A 16411-nucleotide genomic window follows, 5' to 3' on the forward strand; every position below is an offset into this window, starting at 1 on the left:
GATAAATATGAGCAATCTTATTGTAGTTAACCCAGGAGGAAGAGATAAAATCTATCAGTCTCTTGGAGAAAAACTTACGGCTATCGAACCACCTCTTTGGACCAGACTTGTTGCTGGTTATTTAATTGATAGAGAGGTTCCTGTGCAGATTATTGACACTGAAGCAGAAGCTCTGGGTGTCAAAAATGCGGCGCAAAAAATTAATGACTTAGCCCCTAAACTCGTTGTAATAGTCGCTTTTGGCCACCAACCATCCGCATCAACTCAGGTTATGACTGGTGCTTCAGATCTAATTGACGAGCTAAAACTTATTAACTCTGAGGTTAAAACGCTTTTAATTGGCGGTCATGTTACAGCCTTACCCCAAGATACACTTGATAAAACGCAGGTCGACTATGTATGCCAAGGCGAGGGTACTGTTACCTCTTTTGAGCTTTGGCAAGCGCTTGATAATCAGATTCGTATTGAGGAAGTCAAAGGGCTTGTGTATAGAGAGCAAGGTGGGGAGTATTATTACGGTCCTAAGGCAAAAATCTCTGATGACTTAGACACAGATTTGCATGGAAATGTCTGGCATTTACTACCGATGGAAAAGTACCGAGCTCATAACTGGCAATGTTTTGGTCAGTTTGAGTCAAGGCAGCCATATGCCTCTATTTACACTACACTCGGCTGTCCTTACAAGTGCGTTTTCTGTTGTATTAATGCCCCATTTGATACAAATAAATATCGTACTCGTAGTCCAGCAGCGGTTGTTGAGGAAATAAAGTATCTTTACGAGGAGTATGGGGTCAAGACATTCAAAATTATTGACGAAATGTTTGTCCTAAAAAAGAACCATTATATTCCGATTTGCGAGATGCTCTCTGAACTTCCCTTTGTTGATGAGCTCAACATATGGGCTTATGCGAGAGTGGATACTGTTAGGGAAAACACGTTACCATTGCTGAGAAAAGCGGGGATAAGATGGTTAGCTTTAGGAATAGAATCTGGAAGTGAAGTCGTTAGAGATGGCGCGAAAAAATCTTTCTCTCAGGATGATATAAGAAATATCGTGAAGCAGATTCAAGAAGCTGATATTAATGTTATGGGGAACTTCATTTTTGGTTTGCCCGATGATGACATGCAAGCCATGCAGCAAACATTGGATTTAGCTTTGGAACTGCAATGTGAATTTATCAACTTTTACTCAGCAATGGCGTACCCAGGTTCAAAACTCTTCATAGATGCGAAAAAATTAGGGTGGAAGCTGCCAGCATCTTGGGCTGGCTTTTCTCAACACAGCTACGACTGTCTACCTCTACCTACTAATCACGTATCCGCTGCTGATGTACTCGCTTTTAGAGACAATGCATTTCACTATTATTTTCAGAATCTCGACTATCTGAGGTTTGTAGAAAGCAAATTCGGTGTGGAGACACGGGCGCATATTGAAGATATGGCAAAGACTCGGCTTCGTCGGAAGATAGTTGAAAGGGAAGCAAACAAAATTTCTGTTATAACTGATGAAAGCTGAAGGAACCGTCATACCCACGGTTGTAGTACTGGCGGGAGGATTGGGAACAAGGCTAAAGAAGGTTGTTAGCGAAACACCTAAGGTTTTAGCAAAGATTAACAGCAAACCTTATATTGAACACCTACTTAATTGGTGTGAGAGTCAGAAAGTTAATCATGTTCATTTTTGTCTCGGTTACAAAGCGCAACAAGTGATTGAATGGTTAGAGACGTTTGATAGTAATTTGGTGGTTTCGTGGCAAGTGGAAGCTCAGCCTAAGGGGACTGGTGGTGCAATATGCAATGCTATCAATTATTTGAGCGAAAATGCCCAGGCTAAAGAGCTTCTTGTATGCAATGGAGATACATTTGTCAGCTTTCAACTTGCAAAATTCGTTTCTTTAAGTCGCGACATTGGTGGTGGCATGCTCACTACTAATGTATCGAATGCTTCGCGTTATGGCTCGGTAAAGATAACAGACGGGCTGCTCTCTTCCTTTTATGAAAAACAACAGATAGATTTTCCCGGGGTAATAAATGCCGGCTGGTATTATTTAGGGGAATACCACTTGTCCCATTTAGCCTCCCAACCCCTCTTTTCATTTGAAAAAGAATATTTAATGAGTTCTTCTCGTCCGCCGATAAGGTGTGTTAACGAAGGGGTCAATTTTTTAGATTTTGGTACGCCAGAGAGCTATATTCGCGCTCAAGAACTTTTTTAGAGGTAGCAATGATAATTACTAGAACTCCATTTAGGGTCTCTCTATTCGGAGGTGGCACCGATTACCCTGCCTGGTATTTAGAGAATGGAGGCGCGGTGGTTGGCACTACCATTGATAAATACTGCTATTTAAGTGTTCGTAAGTTGCCCCCTTTTTTTGAACATAAACATAGAATCGTTTACTCGAGAATAGAAAATGTTAGTAATGTTTCAGAAATTAAACACCCAGCAGTTCGTGGTGTTTTGGAAGAGTACCCAGTAGATTATGGCGTGGAGATACATCACTTTAGTGATTTACCAGCGCGTTCAGGTCTTGGTTCAAGTTCAGCCTTTACAGTGGGGTTAATAAACGCAATGAGGGGGCTAGAGGGACGTATTTCTTCAGCGTCATTTTTAGGTAAAGAAGCAATAAGGGTTGAGCAGAATGTTATAGGTGAAAAGGTAGGTTCACAGGATCAAGTGTGGGCTGCGAACGGCGGTACTGGTTATATTTCATTTAATCAAAATGGTACCATTGATGTTTCGAAACTAATTATGAGACCTGGCAATCACTCAATACTAAACGATCATATTCTATTGTTTTTTACCGGCTTCACTCGCATCGCTGAGACTATTGCAACCAAAAAAATAAATAACGTGTCGAAGAAAGCGGGGCAGTTGAAAACACTTCATCAAATGGCTACCGAAGCAAGGAGTATTCTAGAGTCAAAAGCCCCTGATTTCGATAATATTGGCTATATGTTAAATGAGGCGTGGCAGCTAAAACGTGAATTAGCAGACGGCGTATCTACTACAGCAATTGATGGAATTTACGAACGGGGTAGAAGAGCTGGAGCCCTAGGCGGCAAGCTCTTAGGCGCAGGGGGGGGCGGCTTTATGATGTTTTTTGCACCACCCCATAAACATAATGCTATTAAAGCTGCGTTGTCGGAATTTATCCATGTTAATTGTAATATTGGAAGTGAAGGAAGCAAAGTAGTGAGCTATGAGCACTATGAATAGTGTTCAAGCCGAATAACTGATTAAGGAATACTGGGCAGTGAGATAGCTGTATCGAATGGGGAGGTGCTCTATTGACTAAGTTTGCAGTAGTTTATACAGCAACTCAGCTCTTTTCCAGTCAGCCTCTGTATCTATGTCCTGAACTAAATGATCCGGCAATACCACCATTCTAGATTGCAAGCCAAAGACTTGTGACTTTTCGTCAAGCCACCTACTATAATGGCCGCAATACAGCTGGCCAGCATCGTGATAAGTGGTCTCAAGATCTTGAGATCGCTTCGTAATCGCGATTTTATCAAATGCTGTAACTCCGCCATCCGGCATTTGAAGCAAAGCTCTCTGGATAGGAAATGAAAACCGAGCGGCAGTGAAGACATATTCCAAATCGTCAGATTTTTTCAATTTTTCAATGCAAGTATCAATGAGCTGTGAAGATAAAAGGGGCGAGGTTGCGTATATACAGGCGCAATTATCGAGTGTCCACCCATCTTCTAATAACATGGAGATGGCATGACGGACAACGGGGGCTGTCCCAGTATAGTCATCTGCCAAAGCTGCGGGACGCATAAAAGGCACATCTGCACCATACTCAATGGCAATATTAGCAATTTCTTCGTCATCGGTTGAAACAACAACTCGTTGAATATGCTCACTTCTTAGCGCATTGTCTATAGCGTGAGCTATCATAGGCTTGCCACAAAAGGGTTTTATATTTTTTCGAGGAATACGCTTACTTCCTCCCCGAGCCGGTATTATCGCTATGTTCATATTATCCTTCGCTAGCAAAGCAATCGATTGGCTTATTGAATTGAAACTATTTATTACGTTTGAGAATTAATTAACGCTATTAATGTATCGGCAATGAAGTCTGTTTGTTCAGGCTTTAAATTTGGAAAAATGGGAAGCGTAAGTGCATCTCTGTAATAGTTTTCTGCATTCGGAAAGTCTCCCTGCTTAAACCCTTTAGCGATATAGTAAGGCTGCATGTGAATAGGGATATAATGCAGATGAGCGAATACACCTTGTTCTCTCATCTTTTCTACAAGCACACTTTTTTGATGTTGAGACAAATTAGCAACACGTACTACGTATAAGTGATAACTGCTGAATGATACTGCATTAACTAAAAGCGGATTAACCAAATCGCACGCTTCAAATCTTTTGTTATAAAGATCAGCCACTTTGTTACGCTTATCAATAAAGGAGTCAAGCTTTTTTATTTGGCTAAGCCCAAGTGCGGCTTCAATATCATTCATTCTGTAATTGAAGCCTAATGTAATCTGTTGGTAGTACCAAGGGCCATGAGGTGGATTACTCATAAGCTCTGGGGCATTAGTAACGCCATGACTACGAAGCAACCGCATCTTGTCAGAAAGTGACTTTCGATTTGTGACCGCCATACCGCCTTCCATTGTGGTAATTATTTTCACTGGATGAAAGCTAAAAACGCAGATGTCAGAGTGTTCACAACTACCAATAGCATTATTTCGATATTTTGCACCAATAGCATGAGAAGCATCTTCAATTACCTTAAACTGATATTTTTGGGCGAGTTCTGCAATGCGAGCCATGTCACATGGTTGGCCTGCAAAATGAACGGGAATAACTACCTTGGGAAGGCGGTTTTGGACGGCAGCATGGGCTAATTTATTTGCCAACTTTTCAACGCACATGTTTCCTGTACTAATGTCGATATCAACAAAATCGATATTAGCGTTACAGTAGAGTGCACAGTTGGCAGAGGCTACAAAAGAATTTGGCGATGTCCAAACTATATCGCCATGACTAACATCTAGCGCTAGACAAGCGATATGTAATGCAGATGTTGCACTGTTAACCGCGATGCCGTATTTCGCTCCGCAGTATGAAGTTAAAGCACGTTCAAACGCTGGTACGCGGGGGCCTTGTGTTAGCCAGTCTGATTTTAATGTCTCGACTACGGCGTTAATATCAGCATCATCTATAAGCTGGCGGCCATAGGGGATCACTTTCTAGCTTCCTCATTGAATGCTGAAATTTCGTCTACAGAAAGAAAGTGAGGATTAGAGTTTGAAACATATTCAAAAATTTCATCAACAGACTTTCCTTTTTCGTTTAGAGCGTTGCTAGTAAAGTCGTTACTACGCTGAAAAAATTTAATGGCTGGCGCTATAACGAAATGGTCTTTAAATTCAAATGTGTGAAACGCCATATCACCAGGACACATCATCTCGTGTAATTTTTCACCGGGGCGAATACCCACTATTTTAATAGGTATATCTGGTGCCATTGCTTTGGCTAGATCTGTGATCCTGATCGATGGAATTTTGGGAACGAAAATTTCCCCCCCCAGCATACGTTCGAAATTTTTTAATACAAAATCGACACCTTGCTGGAGAGTAATCCAAAACCGAGTCATGTCTTGGTGTGTGACAGGAATGTGGTCTGTACCGTTTTCTATAAGGCTTCGAAAGTAGGGGACAACCGACCCTCTTGAGCCCACAACATTGCCATAGCGAACGACTGAAAATCGAGGCTTATTTGCACCAACCATATTGTTTGCGGCAACGAATAATTTGTCGGATGCTAGTTTGGTTGCGCCGTATAAATTAATGGGATTTGCGGCTTTATCGGTAGAAAGTGCGATTACTTTTTCAATGCCATTATCGATTGCAGAGTTGATAACGTTTTCAGCACCGTCAATATTCGTCTTGATGCATTCAGTGGGGTTATATTCTGCTGCAGGGACCTGCTTCATCGCGGCTGCGTGTATAACGAAGTCGACATCCTGCATGGCGCGTGTCAATCGTTCTTTGTCTCGAACATCACCAATAAAAAAACGCATACACGGAGCATTGAATCTCTGCTGCATCTCAAACTGCTTTAGTTCATCACGCGAATAAATGATCAGACGTTTTGGCTTGTAGCGTGATAACAAGGTTTCGGTATACTTATGCCCGAAAGAACCTGTTCCGCCCGTTATTAATACTGACTTATCGTTAAACATAATTCATCCGCAATTTTCTATAGTTATCATACTATAATACCACTTTTAGACTTTGTTACTCTAAAACGTTATTTTTATGACAAAGCTCTCATTATATCTTCTACTAATTTTTTAGGTTCAATATGAGCAGAACTCATTGGTGTGTGAAAGTCTGGCTTAATGGTTCTGGGGTCTACAGTGCCGGATATAACAAATGATTTGCAACCTACCGATTTTCCAAACCATTGAGGAGCTGAAGGGACGGTTACCAATAGGTTGGATGCTCTGAGTTTTGAAAGTGTTTCTTCCAAAGGCACAGAGCCATCGAAACCAGTCCATATGTATACTCCTTTCTCCTCTAAGGCATTGCGCAGTTCTTTTCCATAGGGGTAATTGCGTTCGCTGGTTCTAGCATTTAATGCCAGTGCGATAACCGGTTGATTTTGTCTCTTTTCTTTTAGTTGGTGGCAGGGTTCCACTTGTATGCTCATATCAAAATCTATATCGTGAAATTCACAGCATGTTCTTAAGAAGAACTCTGGGTATCCATTTTGCGGTGACAACCCCTGCATCCACCAATAACTGTTCCATTTTTTCATAGAATCCCAAGAACTCTCAATATAGTTTCCCGGTTGATTAACATACGCAGGGTTCAATGTTTTGTTTTGAAGTCTTTTGACTAGTTCTGATATGGAGATGTTGATGAAGTTACCGACAACATTTTGTCCTGAATCATATAGGAAGCGAGCTAAAAAACAGGGCATAAACCATGTATCTAAATTGATTATTTTTGTGTATTTAGAAGATATTATATCTTCTGCTAGGGTCAGGAAAACATTCATCGCGCTTATTATATCATCAGGCCATTCATCTTTTTCTAAGCTTATAACATTGACACTTTCTTCGGCGAGTGTGATGACTTCTTTTCCTGCAGCGAAGGTTAGGAAACTAAATTGCGAGCTGCTAGGGTGGGTTGCCATCAAATGTCGCAATGCTGGAATGCCAATAGATGTCACATCTCCTAAACCTAACATACGGATTATTAATATTTTTTCCTTTTTTAACACTGGGAGATTCCTTAACATTGATTGTTACTTACTCAAGTGAGGCATTTTCTAACGGTGCAGAAAACAATGAGGATAGCCTTTGTGTCAACGTATGATGAGATTGTACTTCTAGCTTTCCTTCAACAATTATCTGAGAATAACGAGCCTCATCTTCGAAATGTTGAGTGAGTGTAACGTCGACAACGCCCTTTTTTCGCATTGCTTGATTAACGTAAGGGGATTTAAAGGTCATCACAGGGGGTCCACACACCAAAGGATAGATAACACGCTCGTGTATACCTTCCTCAAACCCTGGCGACTGATGTAAAACCCACTTTGACAAGGATATTTCTTTACACAGTTTTGTAAAGTCAATTGCTTCGTAATATTGGTGGTAGTCAGTTACCTTGGAAAATTTCTGAGAATCGCGCCCTATCACTTTTAGTTTGGTCCTACGTGATGCAAACTCAAGTAAACATAATTCACGGTCACGTGCACGAAGGTACTGGTCGACCAACACAGCTATACGTCTAATATTTTCATTGAACCTTGTTCTGGCAGGTGAAAAGGCCGTTGAAACCACACCTATCACTCTCAAAAAGTCTGTAACGTTTGTTGATGCTTCAATCGCTTCACCCAATTGGTCCCAAACTGGTCTCAATGAATTTTTTAAAAGTTCGCTACTCATGAAAGATATGGGAAAAAGGATTTCCTGATATTTTCTGTCATATCTCGTTTTCGGATAGATTTTTTCGCAGTCCATAACTGCATGTGGAAAAAAGTATGCACTATGCCCTAACTGCTGCATCAATGAAACATGCTCCTTAGAAACGCATAGTATATTGACTGGATGCCCGAAAAAGCGCGGTAAAACGTGAATTGGGTTGTCTACGCAAAAGACAAAAGCAGGTTTGTTTTTGGCGAAGTCAAGAGTGTTGAACGACGAGGATATTTTTCCTAATCCGTTACCATTAAAACTAAATAAATGTTCGTACGCTTCAATAGGTGCTAATTCCTTATAGCCCTCAGAGATAGTTTCGGCGCTATCACAGTATAGAACGTCAACTAAATAACCCATAGTTTCCAACGCTCTTTGAATGCCATTGAAAAAGTGCGTAACCACGGAGTATTGGTTTTTGGTCATCAATAACAAGCTTCTCACTGTTTTTATTCCTTTTTGCACACTTATAATTGTCGCTTAACTCTGCATGAACAATTGTGGCGTTGTCCTATTACCATCTCGTAAAATATCAAACTCTTCACACATTTATTTGTAGTTATACAGTTTTCGAAATATTTTTGTTTATCTTATATTTTCCTTAAAATATTGCCACTATGGAGTTTGAAAATTGAGATTTGATCTCGAATGGGTACGCTTTGTGCTTTTAGCTCAATTGGTGGAACGATAACCAAACTACTAGTAGATATATTAACGTAAAAAATCGATTTATAATTCTAATCGCTCATAGGTGAAAGAATTTGATTTATTTGTTAATAAACTGCGCCTCGCAGTGGTGCGCATAAACTTTTCTAAAATTCTCCAAACAACGATTCTACCTCATTGACAGAGCAAATATTTTTTAAGGTATAACTTGGCGTGTAAAGTTATCAACTGATATGCGAAAGAGTGATTATATTTTATTCAGTGTTCTGCTATACTTCATAACTATTGCGATGTTGAGGGAAATCCCATGAAAGTAGATAATTTATCTTCGTTCACTTTAAGCCAAGTGCAAGAAAAACAAGAGTCTTTGTTTGAAAAACTCGCCTCTGGCAAGAAGGTCAATAACGCGCTGGATGATGCTTCTGCCCAACAAATCATCGACCGCCTAACCTCGGAAGTTGAAGGCAATCGCCAAGCTGTCAATAATGTGTATAACGGCATCTCAGTTGCACAGGTAGCAGAGGGCGGGCTAGGTAGCATTAATTCCGACGTTGATAGAATTCGTGAGCTTACTATTCAGTCAGGTAATGGCATTTTAAGCTCAGGCGATCGCCGCGCAATTCAGTCTGAAATTACTCAGCTTCAAGAAAATATCTCGCAAACTATCGAGCAAACCAATTTTGCTGGTAAGCCTCTTTTGTCAGACAACGGCTCGCTAAATTTTCAAGCTGGTGCAAGCTCCGAACAATCTATCAGTGTGCAAACGCAAGATATAGCGGCTCAGTTAGGTGGCGTGCTCAATATTGATATTACATCGGGAACCAGCGTTAATGATGCTTTATCGGCAGCTGATTCTGCGCTTGAAATAATTGGTGGCGCTAGAGGCGACCTTGGTGCAACCCAAAACCGATTTGAAAGTGCAGCGAGAACGCTAACACAAGCTAATGTTAACACCGCTGAAGCGCGCAGCAGAATACAAGATCTTGATTTTGCACAGGCTTCCTCGCAGCGTGCATCGAACGATGTGCAGTCGCAAGCTGCCCTAGCTGTTCAAGCCCAAGCTAATCAGCAGGAAGGTCAGGTACTGGCGTTACTTAATTAATCAACGTTGCATTTGATGCTGCATTTTAAGTATCGCCAACAGCGATATTTTCTACAAATTAACCAAAAGAAGCAGGGTAACCTGCTTTTTTTATTGCTATATTTCCGAAAACATTGGTTGCAGAGTTATCTTTTACCGTTACAATTTGCTTATGCGCTACACTATAAATAATAACAAAGCGTCATTGGGGAATAGATGAAGGACATATTGCTGGTTAGTGATAATCAGGAACTTATTCAAAATTTAGAAACTATAGTGACCTTCATGGGAGAATCGTGTTTATCACGAGGACTCAGTGATTGTCATGAGTATCTTTCTAAATCCGGCGCAGACGCTGTACTCATCGAGTATGCGTGTGAAACCACTGTCTCACAATTAGTTGAAAATTTTCCTCACATACCTTTTGTTGCGCTGGTTCAAAATGAAGGGCAGGCCAACGTTAACTGCAATATGGTGAGCGTGTTAAGTACGCCACTCACCTATCCCGTTCTTACTCAAGCTATCCACCGCTGCCAAGAGTATTCAAGCCGTAAACCTAACTTATCAAGAACAGCAGGTACAAAAACACGCTTGTTTCGAAGTCTCGTGGGTAAAAGCGACCAAATACAAATTGTTCGCCGCCTGGTGGAGCAGGTTGCACCCACCGACGCCACAGTGCTAATCCTTGGTGAGTCAGGCACTGGTAAAGAAGTGGTTGCGCGAAACGTTCATTTTTTCTCTGAACGAAAAGACGGCCCGTTTATACCCGTTAACTGTGGTGCTATTCCGGGAGAGCTTTTAGAAAGTGAATTGTTCGGTCATGAAAAAGGCGCTTTCACTGGAGCCATCAGTGCTCGAAAAGGGCGCTTTGAATTAGCCGAAGGCGGCACCCTGTTTCTTGATGAAATAGGCGACATGCCGCTTCAAATGCAGGTAAAGTTACTTCGGGTTCTGCAGGAGAAAACCTTTGAGCGAGTGGGCGGGAACAAGCCTATCAAGTGTAATGTTCGTATCGTTGCTGCTACACACCGCAATTTAGAAACGATGATCAGCGAAGACAAATTTCGCGAAGATTTATATTATCGCCTCAATGTTTTTCCAATAGACAGCCCAGCTCTTCGCCAGCGAAAAGACGACATTCCGCTTTTGCTGCAAGAAATCAACAGTCGAATAAAGGGCGATGGAGTTGATGGGGTTCGCTTTACAGAAAGAGCTATATCGTCCCTGATGGAACACGAGTGGGCGGGTAATGTGCGCGAGTTGTCTAACTTGGTTGAACGCCTTACTATTTTGTACCCTGGTCAGATTGTGGATGTCAGCGACCTTCCGCCGAAATATCAATATGGTGATACGGCAGCCTACGAACCGGATTATCCGGAGGAAATTCTTGAGCGAGAAGCATTTAATGATTTATTTGCCGAGTCTGCTGCACAGGAAAGATTAGAGGAAGAAGCGTCTCAAACAGCGTCTGAAGAGACAACTTCAGAGAGTGTGGTGTCGTCTACATTGCCTGAAGAAGGTGTTAACCTGAAAGAATATTTGTCAGAGCTTGAGGTAACGCTGATAAAACAAGCGTTGGAAAGTCAAGATTGGGTTGTCGCAAGGGCTGCAGATAAATTAGGGATGCGCAGAACCACACTAGTAGAAAAAATGCGGAAATACGATATCCAGCGCACGGAAGAAGCGTAACGTCATCTATTTGACGTTTCTCAAATTCCCGTTTTTTCTCTCCTATCATTTTGAAATTTATAGAAAAATAAAACTGGCACATCTTCTGCTTGAGTAAGTTCATATTTCGTTAACGTCTGCATTTTGACGAGGGTAATATGGCTTACGACAGCTCACAATCAATATCCGAATACGCGGCCTCAAGCTTTGTTTTTCACGGTGTGAAAAACAAGCGAGAGCATACATTCACATCAACTGATTACAGCGCACCCAATAATAAGCTCTCTTCTTCAGAAGAGTTAACCTCTTTACGATTGCAAGCTAGCCGCCTCGAGCATCTTTTACAGGTGATGCCAGCAGGCGTTATTGTTCTAGACGGTAAAGGTATTGTCCGCCAAGCCAACGATCAGGCTAAAGCGTTACTCGGTGAGCCTCTCGAAGAAGAGGTGTGGCGGAGTATCATTACGCGCTCTTTTAAGCCACGAGCAGATGATGGCCATGAAGTATCACTTGCTGATGGGCGAAGGGTAAAGCTATCTATTACTCCACTTGAGAACGAGCCGGGCCAGCTAATTGTTATCACCGATCTTACTGAGACTCGTGAACTTCAAGCGCGTGTAAGTCATATGCAGCGACTATCCTCATTAGGTAAAATGGTAGCTTCTTTAGCGCATCAAATACGTACACCTTTATCAGCAGCGGTTCTGTATGCATCTAACCTCAAGAGAAAAAACCTACCAGAGAGTGCTTCTCAGCAATTTGCCCATAAACTTACCGACCGCCTTAAAGATCTTGAAAGCCAAGTGAACGATATGCTGCTCTTTGCCAAATCAGGCGAGCAGCAAGTAGTTAGTCAAATTTCTCTTTCTGAGTTATTTAACGCCATTGAGCCAAGTGCCACTGCCATGGCGACACAAGAACAGCAAGCATTGTCATTTAAAGGTTTCGACACTCCATTAACCTTAACCGGAAACTTAACGGCTCTCCAAGGTGCAATATTGAACCTTATCCACAACGCCAGCCAGGTAACACCGAAAGGGTTTGAGATTATCGTTCAAGCGAATCAGATTAATGGTGCTTTGGTGATAGAGGTCATCGATAGAGGGGAAGGCGTGCCCAATGCGATAAAGTCGAAAATATTTGAGCCGTTTTTTACAACCAAGACTCACGGAACAGGTTTGGGGTTAGCTGTTGTTAAGTCAGTGGTAACTGCACACGATGGCTCAATACATATTAGTGATGCGGAAAATGGGGGCGCGTGTTTCAGCATCAGTTTGCCTTGCCAGCCTTCATCGGGCGATAAGTTATCAGAAAATGCTGAGCTTGGAAGAAAAAGTACTGTGATGACGAATGTCGCGTAATACAACGGGAGAACTCCAATGTCTAAAACTACTATTTTAATTGTTGAAGATGACGCAGGTCTTCGCGAAGCGCTCCTCGATACGCTATTGCTTGGCGATTACGACGTCATAGATGCCGATTGTGCGGAGTCTGCACTTATGATCCTTTCCGCTAGAAAAGTAGACTTGGTGGTGAGTGATATTCAAATGGGTGAAATGAGCGGTCTTACTCTGCTAAAGAGCATTAAGGCGAAGTATCCAAGTATGCCAGTGCTACTAATGACAGCCTACGCCACAATCGATGATGCGGTGCAGGCCATGAGAGATGGCGCTACAGATTACCTATCGAAACCTTTTGCACCGGAAGTGTTGCTGAATTTAGTGGGGCGTTATGCACCTGCACAAAAAATAGAGTCGCGCACACCAATTGTTGCAGATCCCTCTAGCATCAAGCTTCTTGAGCTATCTCGTAAGGTAGCAAAATCAGAGGCCACCGTTATGGTACTTGGGCCTAGTGGCTCAGGAAAAGAGGTGATATCACGCTACATACACGATCAGTCAAATCGCAGTGAGTCGCCTTTTGTCGCTATTAACTGTGCCGCTATTCCTGAAAATATGCTTGAAGCAACCTTGTTCGGTTATGAAAAAGGTGCATTTACTGGCGCTGTACAAGCCTGTCCTGGAAAATTCGAACAAGCGCAAGACGGCACATTACTTCTCGATGAAATCACAGAAATGGATTTAGCTCTGCAGGCCAAGCTGCTACGGGTATTGCAAGAGCGAGAGGTAGAGCGATTGGGCGGTCGAAAAACAGTAAAACTGAATGTGCGAGTTATTGCAACGAGTAACCGAGATTTACGTAAAGCGGTTGATAATGGTGAATTCAGAGAAGATTTATACTATCGACTTAACGTGTTTCCTATTGAATGGCGTCCGCTAGCGCAGCGTCCAGGCGATATCGTGCCACTTGCTGAGCACCTCATTCAGCGCCATGCAAGTCAGCAAGGACTGGGTAACATAAGGTTGAGTGCAGCAGGGCGAAGCAAGTTGTCTCAATATCAATGGCCTGGAAACGTACGTGAGCTTGAAAATGTTGTACAACGAGCGCTTATTTTGTGCGAGAACGGTGAAATTGATTCAAGTGATTTGATGATTGATGAAAGCGTAGCACTGTCAACAGACACGAATAGTGCTATTGAACAAAATGAGGATAGCCACCTCGGCTCAGAGTTGCGCTATCAAGAGCACCAGATAATTTTGGATACGCTAGCTTCCTGCAACGGCAAACGAAAAGATGTAGCAGAAAAGTTGGGAATTAGCCCAAGGACACTTCGTTATAAGCTTGCTCGTATGCGCGACGACGGCATTGAAGTGCCAGCCTAACGTTAGAAAGATTATTTACTCAAAAGCCACCGTCATATCGGCTTAACAATTTAGGTACACTAACCGTCATCAACATAACTTTTTGATGACGGTTTTTTTGTTGTCTTCAGTAACTGCACATATCACTCTCAGCCGCCATTATTTTGGCTCTCTGCTCTTATTCTTTGCAACTATCTGATTTTATTTGTTTTTACAAGTTGGCAAGCCCTTTGCAAAACCTTCTTTATATAATGAACATGCGACCAAAAGTTGTCGCAACGCACTGATTCTTAGGAGTGGTTATGGACGTTAAAGCCAACAGTTTGTATCAAGAAATGCAAAATATGATTGGGCAAACTCGTCTTCCAGTAAACGAGCTGCAACCAACTAACGAAGTCAATACATCGGCAAGCGAATTTTCTACCTTGCTAAAAAATGCAGTAGATGGCGTAAATAGCATGCAGCTGGAATCAAAAAATATGACGCAAAGGTTCGAAATGGGCGATCCTAACCTGAGTCTTGCTGAAGTTATGCTGGCGAAAGAGAAATCAGGTATTGCCTTTGAGGCAACGGTTCAGGTGCGCAATAAAGTGCTTGAAGCATACAAAACAATAATGAATATGCCGGTTTAGGTGGAGTAGGTTATGGCTGAGGCTACAGGCACAAATTTATCTGTTCCAGATCAGGGCGTTGGAATGGACAGCGAGCCGGAAAATAAATCTGGCTTTATGGATACACTAGGTAGCGCAGACATGATGCGCCAGATGGCGCTGGTTGTTGTGTTAGTTATCTGTGTGGCCATTGCTATCTTTATTCTAATCTGGTCACAAGAAGCGGATTATCGTCCTCTTGCAAAAATGGAAACTCAGGAGCTGATTGAAACTCTTGATTACATGGATGCAAATCAAATTGAATACAAGCTTGAAGGTAACACCATTTACGTGAGAGCCGACGAATTTCAAAACATCAAACTTGGAATGACACGCCAAGGCTTAAATAACCCTACGGAAACTGGTACCGACATTATCATGCAAGATATGGGGTTTGGTGTCAGTCAGCGGGTTGAAATGGAAAGACTAAAACATGCCCGCGAACAGCAAATAGCATCCACAATTCAAGATATGGCAAGCATTCAAAAAGTACGTGTGTTACTTGCGATGCCGAAAGAAAATGTTTTTGCTCGCAGGGAGAAAAAAGCCTCTGCAACCGTGGTTCTTACTGCGAAACGGGGCTCTGTGATAACCGGCGAAGAAGTGGATGCCGTTGTTGATATTGTTGCGTCTGCGGTACAAAATTTAGATCCATCAAAAGTCACAGTTACAGACAGCAACGGTCGTTTACTTAACTCAGGCTCACAAGATTCATTAAGTGCAAGAGCGCGTAAAGAATACGAAATTGAACGCCAACGAGAGCAAGAGTATTTAGAAAAGATTGATGCCATTCTTATTCCTGTACTAGGAATTGGTAATTACACTGCCCAAGCAGATGTTTCAATGGATTTCACCGCTATGGAGCAGACACAGCGCAGCTACAATCCAGACTTGCCAGCAGTTCGCAGTGAAATGATTGTAGAAGAAAACAGCGTTGGAGGCGGTGTTGGTGGTATTCCAGGCGCACTGTCAAATCAGCCACCGTTAGACTCAAATATTCCTGAGAACGCTACAGGCGGCGCAGCTCAACAAACAATGCCGGGCAGAACGGCAAAAGAGTCAACACGAAACTATGAACTTGATACCACTATCAGCCACACTAAAAAGCAGTCTGGCGTTATTCGTAGGTTAAGCGTCTCTGTTGCTGTCGATTACACGCAAGTAGCGGGCGAGGACGGCACTATGGTTCCTGCGCCACGTAAGCAGGAAGAAATTTTGAATATTCGCCGCCTCTTGCAAGGTGGTGTGGGCTTTGATGTCACTCGCGGAGACTCTCTAGAAGTTGTTAGCGTGCCCTTTATGCGCATGGACACCGGGGAAGTTGAAGATGTGCCATTATGGGAGCAGCCAGGCTTTTTACCTATTCTCAAGCTTGTCGTCGGTGGATTGGTTATAATTGTATTAATTATCTTTGTCATTCGCCCCATGTTGCGCCGTCTAATTAATCCAGACGAGACCAAAGAAGTTGAAGATTTTGATGCAGACGAAGGCTTAGATTTAGGTGATGATACCATTAGTATGTTATCTACTGACTTTGATGAGGGTCAAGTTGGGTTTGCCGCCGATGGCTCGTTAATGTTACCTGACTTACACAAAGATGAAGATGTATTAAAAGCCGTGCGTGCCCTAGTTGCGAACGAACCAGAATTGTCAGCCCAAGTTGTAAAGGGCTGGTTGATGCAAGACGAGTAGTGAGAA

Annotated in this window: 14 protein-coding genes; 9 read left to right on the top strand and 5 right to left on the bottom strand. The window is 42.4% G+C overall.

What is annotated here, in order from left to right; all coding sequences use genetic code 11:
• Positions 1 to 7: 7 nt before the first annotated feature.
• The 3 genes from GTW09_RS03885 to GTW09_RS03895 are packed head-to-tail and all read left to right on the top strand — an operon-like array spanning position 8 to position 3217.
• Positions 8 to 1516 (top strand): B12-binding domain-containing radical SAM protein, encoded by a 1509-nt coding sequence (locus tag GTW09_RS03885; RefSeq protein ID WP_163110253.1) that lies wholly within the window; start codon positions 8 to 10, stop codon positions 1514 to 1516.
• The gene (locus GTW09_RS03890) at positions 1506 to 2216 is read left to right on the top strand and encodes a sugar phosphate nucleotidyltransferase (protein ID WP_163110255.1); all 711 of its coding nucleotides are present in this window, start codon (positions 1506 to 1508) and stop codon (positions 2214 to 2216) included. Before GTW09_RS03885 ends, GTW09_RS03890 begins: the two co-directional genes overlap by 11 nt.
• An 8-nt stretch (positions 2217 to 2224) precedes the next feature.
• Positions 2225 to 3217, top strand: coding sequence for a GHMP family kinase ATP-binding protein (locus tag GTW09_RS03895; protein WP_163110257.1), 993 nt, complete (start codon positions 2225 to 2227; stop codon positions 3215 to 3217).
• 75 nt (positions 3218 to 3292) lie between these two features.
• Here the strand turns inward: GTW09_RS03895 and pseF are convergent, their stop codons facing one another.
• The 5 genes from pseF to GTW09_RS03920 form a co-directional block, all read right to left on the bottom strand.
• On the bottom strand, positions 3293 to 3985 hold the full coding sequence (gene pseF, locus GTW09_RS03900; RefSeq protein ID WP_163110259.1) for a pseudaminic acid cytidylyltransferase: 693 nt from the start codon (positions 3983 to 3985) through the stop codon (positions 3293 to 3295).
• A 53-nt stretch (positions 3986 to 4038) separates the two neighbouring features.
• Positions 4039 to 5205 (bottom strand): UDP-4-amino-4,6-dideoxy-N-acetyl-beta-L-altrosamine transaminase, encoded by a 1167-nt coding sequence (pseC, locus tag GTW09_RS03905; protein WP_163110261.1) that lies wholly within the window; start codon positions 5203 to 5205, stop codon positions 4039 to 4041.
• Positions 5202 to 6203 (bottom strand): UDP-N-acetylglucosamine 4,6-dehydratase (inverting), encoded by a 1002-nt coding sequence (pseB, locus tag GTW09_RS03910; RefSeq protein ID WP_163110263.1) that lies wholly within the window; start codon positions 6201 to 6203, stop codon positions 5202 to 5204. The genes pseC and pseB overlap by 4 nt, the downstream gene beginning before the upstream one ends.
• A gap of 74 nt (positions 6204 to 6277) precedes the next feature.
• Entirely contained in the window at positions 6278 to 7249 is a 972-nt protein-coding gene (locus GTW09_RS03915; RefSeq protein ID WP_163110265.1) for a glycosyltransferase family 9 protein, read from the bottom strand.
• A 28-nt stretch (positions 7250 to 7277) separates the two neighbouring features.
• Positions 7278 to 8390: a hypothetical protein gene (locus tag GTW09_RS03920; protein ID WP_163110267.1), complete on the bottom strand. Its 1113-nt coding sequence runs from the start codon at positions 8388 to 8390 to the stop codon at positions 7278 to 7280.
• Positions 8391 to 8919: 529 nt separating this feature from the next.
• Here GTW09_RS03920 and GTW09_RS03925 point away from each other — a divergent pair.
• The 6 genes from GTW09_RS03925 (at position 8920) to fliF (ending at position 16405) form a co-directional block, all read left to right on the top strand.
• Positions 8920 to 9714, top strand: coding sequence for a flagellin (locus GTW09_RS03925; protein ID WP_163110269.1), 795 nt, complete (start codon positions 8920 to 8922; stop codon positions 9712 to 9714).
• 195 nt (positions 9715 to 9909) lie between these two features.
• Positions 9910 to 11382: a sigma-54 dependent transcriptional regulator gene (locus GTW09_RS03930; RefSeq protein ID WP_163110271.1), complete on the top strand. Its 1473-nt coding sequence runs from the start codon at positions 9910 to 9912 to the stop codon at positions 11380 to 11382.
• Between the two features lie 137 nt (positions 11383 to 11519).
• Positions 11520 to 12722, top strand: coding sequence for a sensor histidine kinase (locus GTW09_RS03935; RefSeq protein WP_163110273.1), 1203 nt, complete (start codon positions 11520 to 11522; stop codon positions 12720 to 12722).
• Between the two features lie 18 nt (positions 12723 to 12740).
• A complete protein-coding gene (locus tag GTW09_RS03940) occupies positions 12741 to 14084 on the top strand; it encodes a sigma-54-dependent transcriptional regulator (protein WP_163110275.1) in 1344 nt (447 codons plus the stop codon).
• A 281-nt stretch (positions 14085 to 14365) separates the two neighbouring features.
• Positions 14366 to 14695 carry a flagellar hook-basal body complex protein FliE gene (fliE, locus tag GTW09_RS03945; protein ID WP_163110277.1) on the top strand — a complete coding sequence of 110 codons (330 nt, stop codon included), beginning with the start codon at positions 14366 to 14368 and terminating at the stop codon, positions 14693 to 14695.
• A 12-nt stretch (positions 14696 to 14707) separates the two neighbouring features.
• A complete protein-coding gene (gene fliF / locus GTW09_RS03950; RefSeq protein WP_100971218.1) occupies positions 14708 to 16405 on the top strand; it encodes a flagellar basal-body MS-ring/collar protein FliF in 1698 nt (565 codons plus the stop codon).
• The last annotated feature ends 6 nt before the right edge of the window (positions 16406 to 16411 follow it).

It is taken from the genome of Alteromonas hispanica, from assembly GCF_010500915.1.
GTDB classification, from domain to species: domain Bacteria; phylum Pseudomonadota; class Gammaproteobacteria; order Enterobacterales; family Alteromonadaceae; genus Alteromonas; species Alteromonas hispanica.